Genomic DNA, 15,847 nt, shown 5'->3' on the forward strand with positions numbered 1-15,847 from the left:
CCAATCCTTTGTCATGTTAATTGCCTGCATCCCGGCGGGCAAATCGTTTTGGTTGTAACAAAGGAACCACGACCCCCCGGCGTTGTTTCCGGTACTGATATACGGTAAATAACAATCTTTCAACGGGAACCATTGAAAACCGCCGTTTGTCTGCGTAAAATTCAAATCAAACGTCTTTATCGGGTCAATTTGGGACGAATGGAAAAGATACATACGGACAACCCCGGTTGCGCCCGTCATTTGCAACCCGATTTGTTCGATTTTCATTGTTACGCCCATAGAACGAACCGGGACAATTTCAAACCCGACTAATTTATGATTATTCGGCAACGTCGCCCGGATACGTCCCGCACCGTCAAAGAACGTGCGCCGTTCCAATAGGTTCTTTGTTTCCTTATCCAATCCCTTTATTTGCGTGAATGTTTGTACCATTTGCGCAATACCGTTACGGGTCAACCGCTCCAAATAATCGGAAATGAAATTGTACGGTTGCCAATATGGGTTACCGTAATCGTCGTTGTAATCGTCGTTAAAATCGCTTTCGGTCGGTTCCTCGTTTTGGTTGTCCCGTGCGGCAATCCAAACTTTGTTGTTGTGGCGAACCTTTGCCCCGGCTTTGTATTCCGGTATCATATTCCAAACCGGATATTGAAAAACGAAATCATCCGGGACGATTGCCCGGACATTATCCAAAGTAACAAGGGGGTGCGCACCTTGAAACGTCAAACCGCTTTCCGTCTGCGTTAAATTGTCGTCTATCGCCTTTGCCGGGTCGTATGATTGTTCCCACCCGACGACGTGCAATAATGCGTCCTGTATTTCTTTTAATCGGTACATCTGCGTTTGAAATAAATAAGGGGGCGGGGATAACCACCCCGTCCCCTCGGTTTAACAATTCGTTATGCTCCGGCGTTATGCGCCCGCACCTCCGGCGGGAAATTCCCCGGCGTTGGTTACATATACAGGCATACCCAACGGTTCGTTTGGATTGCGGGCGGCAATCTCGGCTTTGATAATCGGGTTTGCCACAGTATCCGGGTTGCTGTTGTAAGCAACCATATACGCCACGTCAACGGAAAATCCGAAATACTCCTTAACGGCGCACGTCAAATCGGCGGTTGCGGCGCCCATGATTGCGGACTGGTCGCCAACGGCGGTGTAATAGTGCGAACCAACGGGCAAATCAATGTACGGCAAACGTACAACGTCCCATTCGTGGAAATTCGCACGGGTGCGGCGCAATGCCTCACGGTCAACACGGGTAAGGATACCAACATTACCGTCAGCAACGGCAAACATGGTTCCCATTTTGCCCGTTTCGTCGGTTACGTTGTTCGTGTAGTGCAAAACCTTGTTGTCGTACTCCATGCGCTTGTTTACGTCGTTGTAAACGTCATGTTGTGCAAGTTTACGGATAAGGCTATCAACCCCGGCGTTGGCGATAATGTGGATATATTCCGGGTAACAGTTAGCCCGCATAATCGGGTTAATATCGCCCAAAATCTCGGTCGCCATTTGGGTTGAAACCTGTACCACGTTGCCCGTCTTCGTGTAGTTAAGCAACGTTTTGAACACCTGTGTTTTGTTTGCCTCCAATGCGGCAACGGCTCCGACGTCCAATTTGTCCGCCAAAGCCCGGCACGTCTTTCCCATTTTGCGCAAAAAGTCGTGTTCGTAGGAAATTTCGTTGTTCATGTATGCGGCGGGAACCATTGTAAAGCCAATGGCATAAGTCGCCCAAACAACCGTTACCAATGCGGACGTATTTTCATCGTCAGCGATAACGCACGAACGGACATTGCTAACCTGTACATCGCCGTCGTAATTGATAACGGGTACTTGTACCGTGTTACCAATGGACGCAAACGCACGGTCACGCAAATTGGGGTTAATGATTGAGGACGGGGCGTTGGTTTGCTCAATGAAAAAATCCAATGCGCCATACTCACACGGGCGGGTCATATTACGGTCTAATTCCGGGTTTTCAATCCGCCAATTTTGCAATCTTGTTGCTACTAATGACATAATGTTAAAAATTTAATTGTTATTAAATGCGGGTTTACCCTTTACCCGTGATTGTTTACTTTTCCGGCAATGCGGCAATATTGTTGTCCTGCCATGCCTGTTTCATTGCGGCGCCGAACTTTTCGGAACCCGCCGTTAAACCCTGCGCCATAAGGTTTGCGGCGATTGCTTCGTAAGCCTCGACACGGGTTTTTGCGCCCGTTATGTCAATGGTTGTTCCGCCACCACCGCCGGAACCGCCCGCCGGGGGAACCGTTCCGCCGCCTCCGGCTTGGCGTCCCTTATCCAAAATACCCATTGTTTCCAATTCCTTTGCCAACAGGTCGCCGGGGGTGTACGGGTTCAACTGATTGTTCGGGTTACGCATAATTGCGCCGCTTTCGTCCTTAAAAGCAAGGATTTTACCGCCTTTTCCGTCGTCGATATATTCGGGGTTCATACCCTTAATTTTGTCGATTGCTTGTGCTAACAAAACCTTTGTTGCGCTTTCGGGCAATTCCGGTTTGAATTTCAACCCGGCGGTTGCGGTCTGCAATGCACCCTCGATACGAACGCCTAACAACTCCGTTTGGAAATTCTTTTCGGCTTCATCGTACTTGCTTTTGAGGTCTTTAAACTGCGTTGTTACCGCCGTTAAATCGGCTTTCGCCTGTTTCAACGCCTTTGCCGTTTCCGCATCGGTCGCACCGTCGGCAATTGCCTTTTCCAAACGTGCCTTTTCTTTCGTCAGACTGTCGATTTGGGTTTGCAATGCGCTTGCACTTTCCGCTTTGGTTTTGAACTCGGCGACCACACGTTTTGCGTAATCAAACGTCTTTTCGGTTCCGTTCTTTGCGATACCGGACGCCGCCAAAATATCGGCATCCAATCCGCCGTAAATTTCGCCCGTCTTTTTGGCGATAACGCTATTTTCGTCGTTGGCGGACAATGTTGTAATTGCCGCAATTTGTTCGTCCGTCAAACCGGACAAAGCCGCATTTGCAATTAAAATTTCTCTCGTTAACATAATATTCTTACCCTTTGAATTAATTAAGTGCGATTGCTTCTACTTTTCCGCTGTTTGCGTTAATAATATCAATTGTGTATTTTGGGAAATCCCCGGTTGTGTCAACCAACCAACTAACAACACATGCATGGCTGATTTTCTTTTCAACCTCTTTTGTTACCAAAATGACGTCGGCAATTGTTCCGCCCTCAATACATTCAATCAACTTTTTCTTTGTGTCGCTATCCAATGCGGCGGCGGTTGTTGTTACTTCAATAACCAAATTGTCCTGCTGTGCAATCTGTGCCATAATCGTATTTTTAATAGTTTAATACTCTGTTACTTTTTCGCTCCGGGTTTGTCCTCGGCTTCTGCCTTTGCCTTTGCATCGGCTTTGGTTTCTTTGGCGGGTTCCGCCGGGATAACTCCCGCCGCTTTCAATTCCGCCAAAATTTCAGCCTTTAACGCCGCTTTTTCCTCGGCTTTGGCTTTCGCCTCGGCTTCTGCCTTTGCCTTTGCATCGGCGGCGGCTTTTTCCTCGGCGGCTTTCTGCTGTGCGGCGGTTCGTGCCGCTTTTTCCTCGGCTTGCGCCTTGACGTACTCGTTGGGGTCGTGCAATACGGTAATCGTGTAACCCTGTTTTTTCAGTGCGTCCAAAATGCCGTTTTCAAACGACTTTTTGCCGAACTTTTGGATACGGGGGACGGATAAGCGTTTGCCCGTTTCGCTGTCAAACTTGCGTACCTCAATAACGCAATGATACAAATGTTGTTCGTTGCTCGGTACAATGTAGTTTTCGGGGGTGACGTCGGTAATTGCGACGTCCTTTGTTTTACCCTCGGTTGCTGTTTTCACTCGCATACTCGTTAAATTTACTTGTTATTACTGAAATCTTTTGGTTGAATGGTATTTGCGTTCCAAATTCCAAAATGTTTGTATTCTCCCGTTCAAACCTGCGGACAAAGTTAGCGAAATTCAACTTTATACGCAATTCATTCTCCGGGATTAAGTTACGCCCGTACAAATCCAATACCTCGTTCCGGGTCAAATGGCGGTACGGCTCCAACTCTGCCAATATCAACATACGTTGCAATTGGGTTGGGTTGTTCCGGTACTCCGTTTCGATAATCTGATTTTGTAGGGCGTCCAATTCTGCCTCACTTGCGCCGCTTTCCTTTGCCGACTTGTAACGGTTCCGCAACTCGCTTGCGTCGTACAAATAGAACTCCGTGCCGTAATTGACTTTTGCAGATACGAACATATTGCCGTATCGCAATCGGCAAACCGTTTCATCGACGAACTGTTGGGCGGCTTCAAAGCCTTTTTTCACTCGGTTTAATACCGTGCTTTGGCTCTCAAATGCGGCTTTAACCTGTTGTTCGTTGAATGCCTCCCGTTGGGTTACTTCCTCGTTTTGTCCGACGACGGCGGTAATAATGTTTTCCCGCAATCGCTTTTCTTCCTCAACGTTATAATCCAAACTTGTACGGTCAACGGTCAACATTTGTACCGGGTTCCGCAAATCGGGTTGTTTGTCCCCGTCCGGTATCGGTATTTCAACAAAGGAACCCGCCCCTGTAATCCGTTTGTCGCCGCACTTGGGGCAACGCATCAATAACCCGGCTTGGTCTAACCTGTAATACCCTTGTTTGTCTTTCAAAAATCCACCGTCGCAATAATCGCCGTTTTCGGCGTTTGTAAAATCGCACGATTGTTCGTAACCGGAATATATCGGGTACGCCCCGTACATATCCAAATGCCGCTTCGATATATGGAAAAACAAAAACCAATCCAACGCCTCCAATTCTTTTGTTAGCGGGGATTGTTTAACGTCCGGTTCTCGCAAATTCATTGGCTCGTTCCAAAAGAAACGGGCGGGGCAATAGCGCAAATCGTGTGGGTTATCAACCAATAATTCGCCTATGTTGCCGCCGTCGTCCTCTGCAAATACTCTGTATCGTTCATCGTCAATAACTGCAATACGTTTATCGGGTTGGCGGAAAATTATCCAATCCATAACCCCGGTTGTCCGGTTTGCCTCAAAGGTTATGACGCTTTCGATAGGTAGCCAATAAAAATACGGGGTCGGGTATCGGTCGGCGGGGTTTTGCTCGGCGGGCAAATCAACTATTAAGACGCTGTTTATTTCCGTCTTGAAAAACTCCCAACCTTTCGTGCTCCAAATTTCCGGCTCCTTTAATACATCTTGGCGGTAATACTCCCAATCGTCCCGTTGTTCCGTGTTTTGAAATTGATAGTTGAACGCCGGGTTACGACCGTCGAAAATACGGCTTAACTTATCAAAACAAATGCCCGTTACCTCGTTGGTACGAACGGGGTAACGGAACAATGTTTTGAAAATTTTGAATTTATCGTGCGGGATAAGATTTTGAACCCATGCCAAAAAATCGGTCGTGGGTAAACACATTAAGGGCGTTACGTTGGTTTGGGCGTGAAATTTAATGCGGTTTTGGTGTATGACCGCTTTATTTATCGTCGCCTTTTTCCTCGGTTCCGTTATTTCCTTTCTTATGCGTTTTATATCTAATCCCATTTTCTTTGCTAAATTCAAAAGGTGTTTTTTCGGGCAACTGCCAACCGCCATTGTTAGGCATCCGCAACAGGCGTTCGGCGTGGTTAATCTCAAATTCTTCGGTCGTGTTAAGGGTCGGACACTCCAACACGACCTTTGTAACTTTCGCCGTCATTACGCTTATGCGGGTTTCAAATCCGTAAGCGGGTTAAACGCCGGGGCAACAATCGCCAAATCGTCCGACCAATTCGGCAAAAACGACCATTGTATTGCGTTGCTGTCCGGGGCTTCCAATCCGCCCAACGTCTTATCGCCGATAAACAACGAACGTATCGGTATCGGGTAAAATGTACCCTCCGTTGTGGCGTCCTTAATGGCTCCAATTGCGCCGTTTTCGTCGAAAATGAAGATACCCAAATTGTCGCCCCAACTTTCGCATTGCATTTCCTTTAATGCCTTGATAACCTCCTGCGGGGCTTTGCGGATAACTCCGGTAAACGGGGTTGGTTCACGTCCAATAATCTCTTCGACGCCTCCTAACGTTTCGTTACCGCCTCCAAAGGTGCGGGCGGCTCCCGCCTCGGCGGTCGGGGCTTGGATATACGGCGAAACAACTATTTTCGTGCTATCCGCCGCCGATAACAGGGGCGTCCATGACGCTAACGCCGTAATCGCTTTTTCACTCGTAAAACTGTTTTTGCTTCCGTCGTCTTTCATAAGACGTTGAAAAGCCACTTTCTGAACCTGTCCGAAACTTTCCGAACACGTAATTGCGGGTACATCGGGCAACGCCGCCCCCGCCGGACATTTACAAATCATACTTCTTTGTTTTTAACGTTAAAAATATTATTACTTTCTCCGGGGCTGTCCCTTTGCCCTCTCGTTTCGGTTACAAAGTTATAAACTTTTTCCCGGATAATCTTGCATATCTCAAAAATATTGCTAATTGCGTCGTCTTACGCCTCGGTTTGCGTGTGCGTATGGCTGTATATTGCCGTCCGCAATCTCTTTTTCATATATCCCGGTCAATCCGTCCTCCGGGTCGTCGTGCGTATTGGCACCGAAATTGCGCAAAAATCCGGTTACATGGTCGTAAACGGCTTTGTACCGGGTTTCCCAACCGAACGGCATAATTATATGTTGATTAACCATTGCGGACGCTGTTATTATCCGGCTTTCCTTGTTGCCCCCTTGATAAAACGGGTCGGTAATCGCCCGGACTTTCTTTTTAATAACCTTTTCGTAACCCGCACCACCGTTGTTGCTCTCAACCCACGCTTTTTGCGTCCCGTTCCGGTTAATCATCGCCGGGACGGTTACGGTTGTAACGTCCGTATTTTCGTCCGTCATTTCCATATCTGTAATAAGGGCAAACAATATCGGCTCCATGCGCTTTGTTTTCTCGTTGAAAAACAGATTGTCGGACTTATACACGTCATACGTTGCGGCAAACAACAGGTCGTCGCCCTCGTCGGCAACGTCAATGTATGCGCCGGAACGAATGTACGTGCCGTAATCGGATTTTTCGACCCACGTTTTGAAAGGTTGGTACAATCGACCCTCGGCGGAACCGGGGTTGCCTTGATACAGGCATTGAAATTGCACCGGGTCTAATGCCTTTTGCGCTTCCAACTTTTGCTTACTGTGTCGGCTTTCCCATAATGCCGCCCCCGGTTCCCGTGGGTCTATCTCGGTCGGTTCCCCGGTTTTCAACCCCTCAAAGTTTATGCGCACCCACGCCCCCGGCGTTACGTCCTCCAAATCCGCCCAACACTTAACATCAATAATCGTTTCGCCGCTCTTTTCAATGCGCCCTATCAAATCGTCATCGTGCCAACGGGTAAATACAATCAATTCTTGACTATCATTGTGTAAACGGGTGCGTACAACGGTCGTGTACCATTTCCACGCCGCCGCCCGTACTATCGGGCTGTTACCCTCGGCGTAATCTTTATACACGTCGTCCAATATCGAAACGTCCACGGTTTTAGACGTCAGCGAACCGCCACGACCGACGACACGCAACGACCCCTTACGCCCGACCATTTCGATAACATCGGAATTGCGCAAATAGGTATTCGCCATTGTTACGACGTTCGACCCATTTAAGTACGTGCCGGGGAATAATTCACGATACCGGGGCGTGTCGATTATTCGTTGAACGTCCCGGTTAAAATCCCGTGCGATTGTCGCCGCATACGAACCGATACATATTTTGCGGTCGGGGTCTAACCCCAACATAAATGCGGGTAATTTGCGGCTTGACCCCTCCGATTTGCCATGTTGCGGGGGTTGCTGAACAATCATTTTACGTATTAACCCGTGTGCGAACATATCCAACAACGTATAATATACGACGTGGAACGGCTCCAATACCATATCCGGTTGTATATACCGGGAAAAGTTGATTAACCGATTGCGGGCGGCTTCCTTGACTATTTCGCCGGGGTTCTCGCTTATGGCTTTATACATTGCCAACATTTCGTCGTTATTCATTACCCGTCCTCCTTATCTCTTTTTGCATCCAAATAAAACGGTTGTCGTCGTGGTCTGAATAATCAACATATCCCCGGCGTTTATACCAATCATAAATCCACGAATTAACAATTACAGATAATCGGCATTGTTTCGCCCCCAATAAGCAACCGACCGTTTCTAACATTGTTAAGATATGCCGGGCGATACCACGTTGGCGCATATCTTTATCAACGCTTAAACTATCAATATAAACCGTATCCGGGTCGTCGTCGTCCCATGCTATACGACAAAAGGCAACGCCCTTTCGTTCCATAACCACAATTTCGCCGCCCCAAATATTCGTATTGCAATGCGGTATATAACGTTTATCTATTGCAGACAAAGCCGCCGTAATATCTTTTTTCATTTTTGCCCCTCCTTTGGTTTTTGTTCAAACTTTGCGCACGCTTGACGCCCTCGGATTATATGCCATTGTTCAAACGGACACGTAAGGCAAATATATTTCCCCTCCCAATCCTTATTTTGGTGCGTTTCGACCCAACGGGCGTGTTTACAGTCGTCGCAAATATGTTTTGTCCATTCCGGTTGCTTTTGTCCCGGACGGGTTGCGGGTGCGGTTTTCTTTGCCATTATTGCGCCCCTCCTTTCTCTGCCATAACCTTTGCATATTCGGCGGATTGTAATTTGTCGGCGACGGCAAACAATAAATCCTTTGGAATAACGGTTGCATCGTATTTGGGTTTGTCGTCCTCGGTTCCGGCATTGTATCCGGGTATCTCTATTTTAACCGGGGCGTCGAACCCTAACATCTTTGCCCGGCGTTGTTGAATGTTCAACAGCAAGTCCAAAAACCGGGGATTGCCCGCCGACGTTTCAACGGTCGTTTCGTCATACCCGTAATATTTCGGGTAGCCGTCGGTCGCATCCGTTTTGATAGGACGCCCCCGGTTGGTTTTCTCTTTGGTGCGCTGCTTTCCGGTTTTGGATACCTCCCACGCCTCCCACGCTTGTTGCTCCATTTTATCCAACTTGCGCAATTCCTGCGTAACATATTCGTCGATTGTATCCAACCGTTCCCGCTTCCATTCGATAAGGCATTGTTGCAAATCGTAATAAACCATTTGAAAGGTTATTGTATAACCCATTCCACGGGCGGACAAATCCCGGTTCAATGCGTCCGCAATTTCCCGGTACGAATAACCACGCAAAAATAAATCGGCACAAAACCGAATGTCATAAATTCGTTGTTCCTCGGAACGTTTGTTGTAGCCTAATGGCTTCTTTCTCTTTTTCATCGTCAAACCTCCTTAATCGTCAAATCGTATTTCCACACATACCCGCCCGCCGTTTTATACACTCCTTTACAACATCGGGTAATTGTTATATTTTGTATTCCCGTTTTTCTTTCCGCTTCCCTTATAGATTTATACCGGGCAATTTCGTTTCCGGCTTTTGAACGTTGTATTACAGGTTTGGCAATTTTATTATGTTTGCCGTTATATGTATTGTTATACTGATTATCGCACCATTCCAAATTATCGGCATTATTATCGAACTTGTTTTCGTCCTTATGATTTATTTGTTTCCGGTTATTTGGATTTTGAACAAATGCCATTGCAACCAATCTATGAACCAACAACGCATTTGGTTTACCGGACTTCGATAACCTTACTTGCAAATAACCTTTTCCGCTTACAGTTGGTTTTAGCAACTTGGGTTTTCCTGTCCTCCCATAATTGAGGCTTTTTACATTACCATAATTGGATATTTGGTAATTCTCAAAACCGGGTATATCTTTCCAAACTTCCATATCTTTTTTTTGCAAAGGTACCAAATGTTTTTCGATTGCAAGTTATTTGCGGGGGATTTCCATTTTAAGAGGCTTTATTGTCTTATCCGATACTTTGTATATCTCGGCGGTTATCTCTTAACCACGGGGCAAATTTACGGCTTTTCCGGTACATTGCCGACCGTTTGTTCTCTCTCACATATAAACGGCAAAACCCCGGCTTTGTTTCCGGGGCTGATTGCCTAATTGCTTATGCCTATTTCGTACCTCCCATTTGAGCAACGAAAATAATGTTGCGTTCCACGGGGGTTGCTGTATTCCGTTCCCCCTTTCATTTCTTTTATTGCCAAACATACCGGGGCGGGCTTTCCATTTACCGGAAATTCCGGGTTAAAATATCGACACGTTCCGCATATCTTTTCGGGGCGTCGATTATCCGGGGCGCATTCGGTCGGCATATTCGGAATTATATCCGGGCAATTATTTTTTGCTTTCATGCTTTTGCGCTTTGATAGTTACCCATTAACCCGGATATTATCCGGTCGGCGGTTGTGTGTCGCCATATTCCTAATCTTTCATCCCCAATAAAGCAAATATTGGGATTAGCAAACATCATACATGGGTTTTTGCAATTATCTTTCATTGTTGCGCCCTCCTTTTCGGTTCTTTCGTTGGTTCTTTGCCCGGCGTTTATCCCGTGGGTTCCTTTTCGGCATTCCGACCCGGCGTATTTCTACCTCGGAACCGGGGAACATCTTGCCGAAAAATTCCGCCATTGCTCGCACCTCCTTTGGGACGTCGAACGCCTCCGGCTTCTTATGCTCCGGGCAAATCCCCCGAACCGGGCAATTGTCGCAATCCTCATTCCGCACAACCTCGCCCGGCTTATCGGCTTCTTTGAACCTGTGACAATTGTCCCTCCCTGCGGACGCTTCGGCGAAATTCTCCATTGCTTCAACTGCGACTTTCGCCAATATGTAATCCGGGGTATCGTTAAAATGCGCCTCCAAAGAATTACGGTTGATAACCTCGACAATCTCTTTCAAAAATTTTTCTCTTTTGTTCATCGTTTTATTGATTTTTAGGTTTGTACTCTTGGCACGGCATAACGCCGCACGATTGTTTGCATTTGAACGCCTCGCAATAACCGTTCCCGTTGACATCCTCGTTTGTAAAGTTGGCGCAATTCCCGCATCCCTTATCGCCGGGTTCTTTCGGTACGCTTACGCCTTTCGGCTCAAACTCCCGGTTAAACTCTCTTTCCGGGCGGGTTGTCAATCGTCCGTCCGGTTCCCGGACAATGTAGTACGTTTCCGGGGCGTCAATGAAAATGCCGTTGCCGTCCGGGAACGAATAAACCGCCCGCCCGTTTGGGGATCTCGGTATCGTCATGGTTCCGCCTCCGGTAAATCTCAACAGGTCGTCCAAATTGTCCCGGCGTACCTGTATTGCGTCAACTTCTAACAACGTGCGGCAATATCGGGTTCCCGCCGTGGCGTCCGGCTCAACTAACCGGGTGCGGATTTGTTCCGGGTATTCCGTCGGGTCGTACTCGACGTTGAAAACAACGGCGGCGTCTAACGTGTGGGTAACTAACAAGCGTTTCCCCAATCGTCCGGCGACTGCCTGTTTTAGTGCTTCAATTGCGTTTCCCTGTATCTCGGTTGTGTCAACCGTGATTTCGTAACGGTCGGGTTTTTCCTCGACCTCCGGTTGGCTTTTGGCAATATCGCCAATCATAACCAACAATTCCGCATCAAACGGGTTTAACTTACTTTCTGTCATCGCTCTAATTTTTTATTCGTTCTTACTGTTTTCGGATATACCAACCGCCAAAATATCGTTTTTCGGTCGGTTCTGTTGTACTTATCGCATTGCAAGTGCGCCCCGTTGCAAACGTCCCGGTCTATCTTGCAACGGACGCACCGTTGGCAAAACAGGGTTCCGGGGTCGTCTGCTAACCTTTGGGCGGCTTTCGTCCATAACTCGGCAATAATAACCATGCCTTTGTAAATGGCACGTTCGCCGGGCTTGTACTCCCTTTTCGGGTCGAATATTTCGGGTTGCTTTACTCTCATTCTTTGCCCGCTTCGTTTACATAGTCAAACAATGCGTCCAAATCTTCCTTTGCGCCTTTTACGCAAATTCGTACCCCATCGCCGCCCGCTAATGCGGTTTCGACAATCTCACAATTATACCGGGGGGCGTTTATCTGTATCATTGCCGCCGTGGTATTCGTTACAAACTCGTTTCTTTCTTCCATGCTCTCGGATTTTAGAAGTAAATTAAATGCCTCCGTTGGTTCGTTCTCGCTTTGACACGCCCCCAACAAAAGCGTTGCCAAAGATAACAATAAAATCTTTGCTTTCATCGTTTTACCTTTCTTTTAATCCATATAAACCGTATGCCAATGCCGACAAACAATATTTTCGCCTCAATATCAACATAACGGTCGTAACCGTTTATTGCATCAATGGATACCCCAAATTGCCAACTATGATATTGCCAATACTCACGGGCGTAAACATAGACGCCGACCCGTCGGATATGAAACCCAATTTGCGCCGTATGTACGTCGCCATTGTTGCGGATAATTCCAACCTGTTTTTTACTCATATCTCCAAATATATTTTTTATAATGTTTTAAACGTCCCTTACAGCAACTAATAATATTTCCATGATTAAAACCGCATCTTTGCGCATCATGTATGCAATCCCATTTCTTTATAAAATTACCCTCTAAATCATATTGATAAACGGGTTTTGCATTGTGATTATCTTTTCCGGTTTTCTTAAACCATGTATTTACTTTCTTCATGGTTTCACGTTTTTTATTAATTGCTTTTTGATAATTCAAATTTTGCTTTCTCGTACACCAACGTAAATTAGTCGCATCGTTATTGGCTCGGTTGCCGTCGATATGGTCTATTTCCGGCAAATTGTCCGGGTTCGGAATAAAAGCCGCCGCAACTAATCTATGAACGAAATATGTTTTGTTTTTACCATTATCTGATAGTATTACCCGCATATATCCGTTTTTACTAATAGATTGCTTTCGTATCGCACTTTTACCCGTTCCCCGATAATTTACAGACTTTATATTACCTTTGTCTGAAACTTCATAATTAGCGTTTATAAACTTCCAATTTTCCATCTTTTTTTTTGCAAAGATAATATTAAACCATAATACAATAAACTAATACGTTTCTTTTATTTTATTGTATGCCTCTTTATCCACTACCATAACTTTAGGATATTCGACAATACAACCTTTTGTATATACGAGATTATAGATACCCAATTGCCCCTTAATCGGAAATTCAATAACCCGGCGGGGGTTGCGCATCAACCACCCGTACCCCTTTGTTATTTTCGCCCTCTTTTCCTTTGGAATCCGGGTGTTTTCCCAATCCTCCGGCGTAAACTCTTTTATCGGCTTTACGTCGTACAACTCAACCAATCCCAAAGTAACGCCGCTTTCCATTCCCGGATAAACCGGGGACGCTGCGGAACATATCAGCACGTCGCCACGGTATGACGTGTTTTTGCTCCGAACTTCAATTGTCTTTTTCCCGTAAACAATACCGTTTTCGTCCTTGTACGCCTCCGTTACCAAATCATTTGCGTATGGCTGTTTTACGGTCAACGCACGCCAACGGTCGTGTTTTTCCGGGTTGTAATTCTTATTGCTGTACTGCATATTTACTTTTTATTTTCGGGTTCCTCGGTTTCGTCGTCGGGTTCCGGGTAATGGATAAATCCAATTTGCCGGACGTTTTGGATTGGCTCGTAAATGATAACGACAACATCGCCGTCCGTCCTTACTCCGACCAATCGGCAATCGGCGGGAACCTCAACCCGTATTTCACTTTTCATTGTTAAACAAATCCCAATTAACAGGGACACAATACCCCGGCAATTCTCCCCGGTCAATCCCCAACGGATTAACAATACTATCTTTCCAATAGATACGGGGTTGTTCCGGGCGTCCCTCCCAATGTTCCGTAATTGTGTCGTAAATCAATCGTATTTCCCGTTTCGGATATTTGCCGCCGCTCTGCAGCCCGATTTTATACAGGTCAACGAACGGATACGACAATTTGATTATCCCAATTGCCCGGTCGTACATTCCCGGCGGGATTGGCTCCACGCTTGCAAAGGTGCGGAACCCGTGGCGTTTTGCCCGTGCCAACACATTAACCCGCATCATATTTGGGTCGGCGTTCGGCTCCAATTCGTCGCAACCTGTCAACGTTGCGCCCAAAGCGATACGGGACACGTCCCAACCCTCGGACGCCTCGGCAAAATCAATGAAGCGGTTCAACCCCTCGGCGCATTTGCTCAATATCTTAACCGGGACGCCGTGGCGTTGGCATACGCCGACCGCTTGACGGGTCAACCGTTCCGTTTCCCGCAACAACGGGTCGGTCGTGAACGAAAAGAATAACCCCGTTTTCTGCAATTCCTCCTTATGCGCCAACAATTCGTTTTTGAAAATATCCAAAGCGTATGGATATTCCCGCAACGTCTTTTTCAACTCCGGGCGACTGCCTCCCAATACCTTTGCGCCACGACCTTTGCGCAAATAACAGTAAGTACAACCGTTGGAACAACCGACAAAGAAATTGGCGGCGTTCTCGGCGTATTCCCCGGCTTTACCTTTTGGGCTGTAAATAACCCGTCCGTTTATCGCTCCCATATCGTCAACGGCTTAAAATGATAAATCGTCGTTTCCGTCGGGGGCGGGTGCATCCGGCACGGGCGGCGGCGGTACTTGCGCCCTGGCTCCGGTCGCTTTCGGGGTCAACATTTCCATAGCGGTTGCGACTATCTCGGTAACATACCGTTTGACGCCTTGCGCATCGTCATAACTCCGGGTTCTCAATTCGCCCTCAATATACAGTTTGTCGCCCTTTTTGACGTACTGATTGGCGACCTTTGCCAACCCGTTTTGCAATATGACGTTATGCCATTCGGTACGCTCCGGGATTTGCCGCCCGTCCTTTGTGGTATAACCTCGTTTCATGGTTGCCAACGAAAAGGTCGCCACGCAACCCCCGTTGTCGAACTCCCTAAAATCCGGGGCTTTCCCGGTATGTCCCATCAAAATAACCTTGTTTACACTCATACAAAAAACGCTTTAATTATCCAAACAATGATACTATACAACGCCCACATATAAGACGCAACCGTTAACGTCACGAACGTGTATAACGCAATTTTATATCCGGTTTTTGATTTTATTTTCATTTCACTTGAATTTTACGCAATCCAACAAATATTGTTTCTTATTATCCGACCATCCGGCGGCATGGTTTATCGCTTTTCGGTCGTCGTCGTGTACGAACTCACAAACCCAACCGCCGACGCTTGATTTTTGAACTAACCGAACCAATTTTCCAACTATAAAAGAACGCAATTTGTAATACCCGGAATTTTCCCCAACAAACAAAACCCGTCTTTCTGCATTTATTTCGGGCGGATTTTCGATTTGCGGGCGTTTCTCCCTTTCCGAATATGTTTGTACCCGTCTGAAATCATTTTTGATTGAACGGCGGGAAATTGCCCCGTAATCGGGTTGCCCCTTTTTGATTCTCATTTTTTATATCTCCATTTATAACCCTTATGCAAATTTCCTTTCCCTTTACATACCTTACAAATTGCCGTTGCCGAAAAATTGCCTTTTCGGGCGGCTTCTTGTATGCTAACAAATACATTTACAACAATACCGTTTTTTATTTGCTCAACCGCTTTTTCGTGGTGCGGTTTCGCTTTTTTTCCAATCCATTTAGATTTTGTTATTGGGTTATTCTGATTTTCTTTAACCGTAACCCAACGCAAATTATCTGCATGGTTATTGGCTCGGTCGCCGTCGATATGGTCGATACATGGTTTGTTTTCCGGGTTCGGAATGAAAGCCGCCGCAACTAATCTATGAACACGGAACATTTTCCCGGTTCCATTTTTCCATAAACTAATTATTTTATATCCTTTCAAATATCCGCCTTTCATTAGAAACGCATCCTTTTTTAAGGAA

The 15,847-nt window shown here is 46.6% G+C and carries 24 protein-coding genes; all 24 read right to left on the reverse strand.

Annotation, left to right across the window (positions count from 1 at the left end; translation table 11 throughout):
• A partial coding sequence (locus Q5866_RS19775; RefSeq protein ID WP_303182047.1) for a hypothetical protein occupies positions 1-837 on the reverse strand: 837 nt, incomplete at its 3' end.
• A gap of 75 nt (positions 838-912) precedes the next feature.
• Complete coding sequence (locus tag Q5866_RS19780) at positions 913-2,025, reverse strand: hypothetical protein (protein WP_303182048.1); 1,113 nt, start codon at positions 2,023-2,025, stop codon at positions 913-915.
• A 55-nt stretch (positions 2,026-2,080) separates the two neighbouring features.
• A complete protein-coding gene (locus Q5866_RS19785) occupies positions 2,081-3,031 on the reverse strand; it encodes a hypothetical protein (RefSeq protein ID WP_303182050.1) in 951 nt (316 codons plus the stop codon).
• 19 nt (positions 3,032-3,050) lie between these two features.
• Positions 3,051-3,320, reverse strand: a complete 270-nt coding sequence (locus Q5866_RS19790; RefSeq protein ID WP_303182051.1) for a hypothetical protein — start codon at positions 3,318-3,320, stop codon at positions 3,051-3,053.
• Between the two features lie 29 nt (positions 3,321-3,349).
• A complete protein-coding gene (locus Q5866_RS19795; protein ID WP_303182052.1) occupies positions 3,350-3,871 on the reverse strand; it encodes a hypothetical protein in 522 nt (173 codons plus the stop codon).
• Positions 3,843-5,414 (reverse strand): hypothetical protein, encoded by a 1,572-nt coding sequence (locus tag Q5866_RS19800; protein ID WP_303182054.1) that lies wholly within the window; start codon positions 5,412-5,414, stop codon positions 3,843-3,845. The genes Q5866_RS19795 and Q5866_RS19800 overlap by 29 nt, the downstream gene beginning before the upstream one ends.
• A gap of 82 nt (positions 5,415-5,496) precedes the next feature.
• On the reverse strand, positions 5,497-5,718 hold the full coding sequence (locus Q5866_RS19805; RefSeq protein ID WP_178572428.1) for a hypothetical protein: 222 nt from the start codon (positions 5,716-5,718) through the stop codon (positions 5,497-5,499).
• A 5-nt stretch (positions 5,719-5,723) separates the two neighbouring features.
• Positions 5,724-6,362: a hypothetical protein gene (locus Q5866_RS19810; protein ID WP_303182058.1), complete on the reverse strand. Its 639-nt coding sequence runs from the start codon at positions 6,360-6,362 to the stop codon at positions 5,724-5,726.
• A gap of 123 nt (positions 6,363-6,485) precedes the next feature.
• The gene (locus Q5866_RS19815) at positions 6,486-8,039 is read right to left on the reverse strand and encodes a terminase family protein (RefSeq protein ID WP_303182060.1); all 1,554 of its coding nucleotides are present in this window, start codon (positions 8,037-8,039) and stop codon (positions 6,486-6,488) included.
• Positions 8,032-8,427, reverse strand: coding sequence for a GNAT family N-acetyltransferase (locus tag Q5866_RS19820; RefSeq protein ID WP_303182062.1), 396 nt, complete (start codon positions 8,425-8,427; stop codon positions 8,032-8,034). Before Q5866_RS19820 ends, Q5866_RS19815 begins: the two co-directional genes overlap by 8 nt.
• A gap of 223 nt (positions 8,428-8,650) precedes the next feature.
• Positions 8,651-9,316, reverse strand: a complete 666-nt coding sequence (locus tag Q5866_RS19825) for a hypothetical protein (RefSeq protein WP_303182064.1) — start codon at positions 9,314-9,316, stop codon at positions 8,651-8,653.
• 2 nt (positions 9,317-9,318) lie between these two features.
• Positions 9,319-9,831, reverse strand: coding sequence for an NUMOD4 domain-containing protein (locus tag Q5866_RS19830; RefSeq protein WP_303182066.1), 513 nt, complete (start codon positions 9,829-9,831; stop codon positions 9,319-9,321).
• Positions 9,832-10,442: 611 nt separating this feature from the next.
• On the reverse strand, positions 10,443-10,877 hold the full coding sequence (locus Q5866_RS19835; protein WP_303182067.1) for a hypothetical protein: 435 nt from the start codon (positions 10,875-10,877) through the stop codon (positions 10,443-10,445).
• Positions 10,878-10,881: 4 nt separating this feature from the next.
• Positions 10,882-11,595 (reverse strand): hypothetical protein, encoded by a 714-nt coding sequence (locus tag Q5866_RS19840; RefSeq protein WP_303182069.1) that lies wholly within the window; start codon positions 11,593-11,595, stop codon positions 10,882-10,884.
• Positions 11,592-11,888 (reverse strand): hypothetical protein, encoded by a 297-nt coding sequence (locus tag Q5866_RS19845; protein WP_303182070.1) that lies wholly within the window; start codon positions 11,886-11,888, stop codon positions 11,592-11,594. The genes Q5866_RS19840 and Q5866_RS19845 overlap by 4 nt, the downstream gene beginning before the upstream one ends.
• Entirely contained in the window at positions 11,885-12,181 is a 297-nt protein-coding gene (locus tag Q5866_RS19850; protein ID WP_303182072.1) for a hypothetical protein, read from the reverse strand. The genes Q5866_RS19845 and Q5866_RS19850 overlap by 4 nt, the downstream gene beginning before the upstream one ends.
• Positions 12,178-12,426 carry a hypothetical protein gene (locus tag Q5866_RS19855; protein ID WP_303182073.1) on the reverse strand — a complete coding sequence of 83 codons (249 nt, stop codon included), beginning with the start codon at positions 12,424-12,426 and terminating at the stop codon, positions 12,178-12,180. Before Q5866_RS19855 ends, Q5866_RS19850 begins: the two co-directional genes overlap by 4 nt.
• Entirely contained in the window at positions 12,419-12,964 is a 546-nt protein-coding gene (locus tag Q5866_RS19860; RefSeq protein WP_303182074.1) for an HNH endonuclease, read from the reverse strand. The genes Q5866_RS19855 and Q5866_RS19860 overlap by 8 nt, the downstream gene beginning before the upstream one ends.
• A 42-nt stretch (positions 12,965-13,006) precedes the next feature.
• Positions 13,007-13,510 (reverse strand): ASCH domain-containing protein, encoded by a 504-nt coding sequence (locus Q5866_RS19865; RefSeq protein ID WP_303182075.1) that lies wholly within the window; start codon positions 13,508-13,510, stop codon positions 13,007-13,009.
• Between the two features lie 2 nt (positions 13,511-13,512).
• Positions 13,513-13,686 carry a hypothetical protein gene (locus Q5866_RS19870; protein WP_303182078.1) on the reverse strand — a complete coding sequence of 58 codons (174 nt, stop codon included), beginning with the start codon at positions 13,684-13,686 and terminating at the stop codon, positions 13,513-13,515.
• Positions 13,676-14,509 (reverse strand): hypothetical protein, encoded by an 834-nt coding sequence (locus Q5866_RS19875; RefSeq protein ID WP_303182080.1) that lies wholly within the window; start codon positions 14,507-14,509, stop codon positions 13,676-13,678. The genes Q5866_RS19870 and Q5866_RS19875 overlap by 11 nt, the downstream gene beginning before the upstream one ends.
• A 12-nt stretch (positions 14,510-14,521) precedes the next feature.
• Positions 14,522-14,938 carry a single-stranded DNA-binding protein gene (locus Q5866_RS19880; RefSeq protein WP_303182082.1) on the reverse strand — a complete coding sequence of 139 codons (417 nt, stop codon included), beginning with the start codon at positions 14,936-14,938 and terminating at the stop codon, positions 14,522-14,524.
• A 123-nt stretch (positions 14,939-15,061) separates the two neighbouring features.
• Positions 15,062-15,409, reverse strand: coding sequence for a hypothetical protein (locus Q5866_RS19885; RefSeq protein ID WP_303182083.1), 348 nt, complete (start codon positions 15,407-15,409; stop codon positions 15,062-15,064).
• On the reverse strand, positions 15,406-15,847 hold a 442-nt coding region (locus tag Q5866_RS19890), incomplete at its 5' end, for an HNH endonuclease (protein ID WP_303182084.1). The genes Q5866_RS19885 and Q5866_RS19890, both read right to left, overlap by 4 nt.

It is taken from the genome of uncultured Butyricimonas sp. (genome assembly GCF_959596855.1).
GTDB lineage: Bacteria > Bacteroidota > Bacteroidia > Bacteroidales > Marinifilaceae > Butyricimonas > Butyricimonas muris.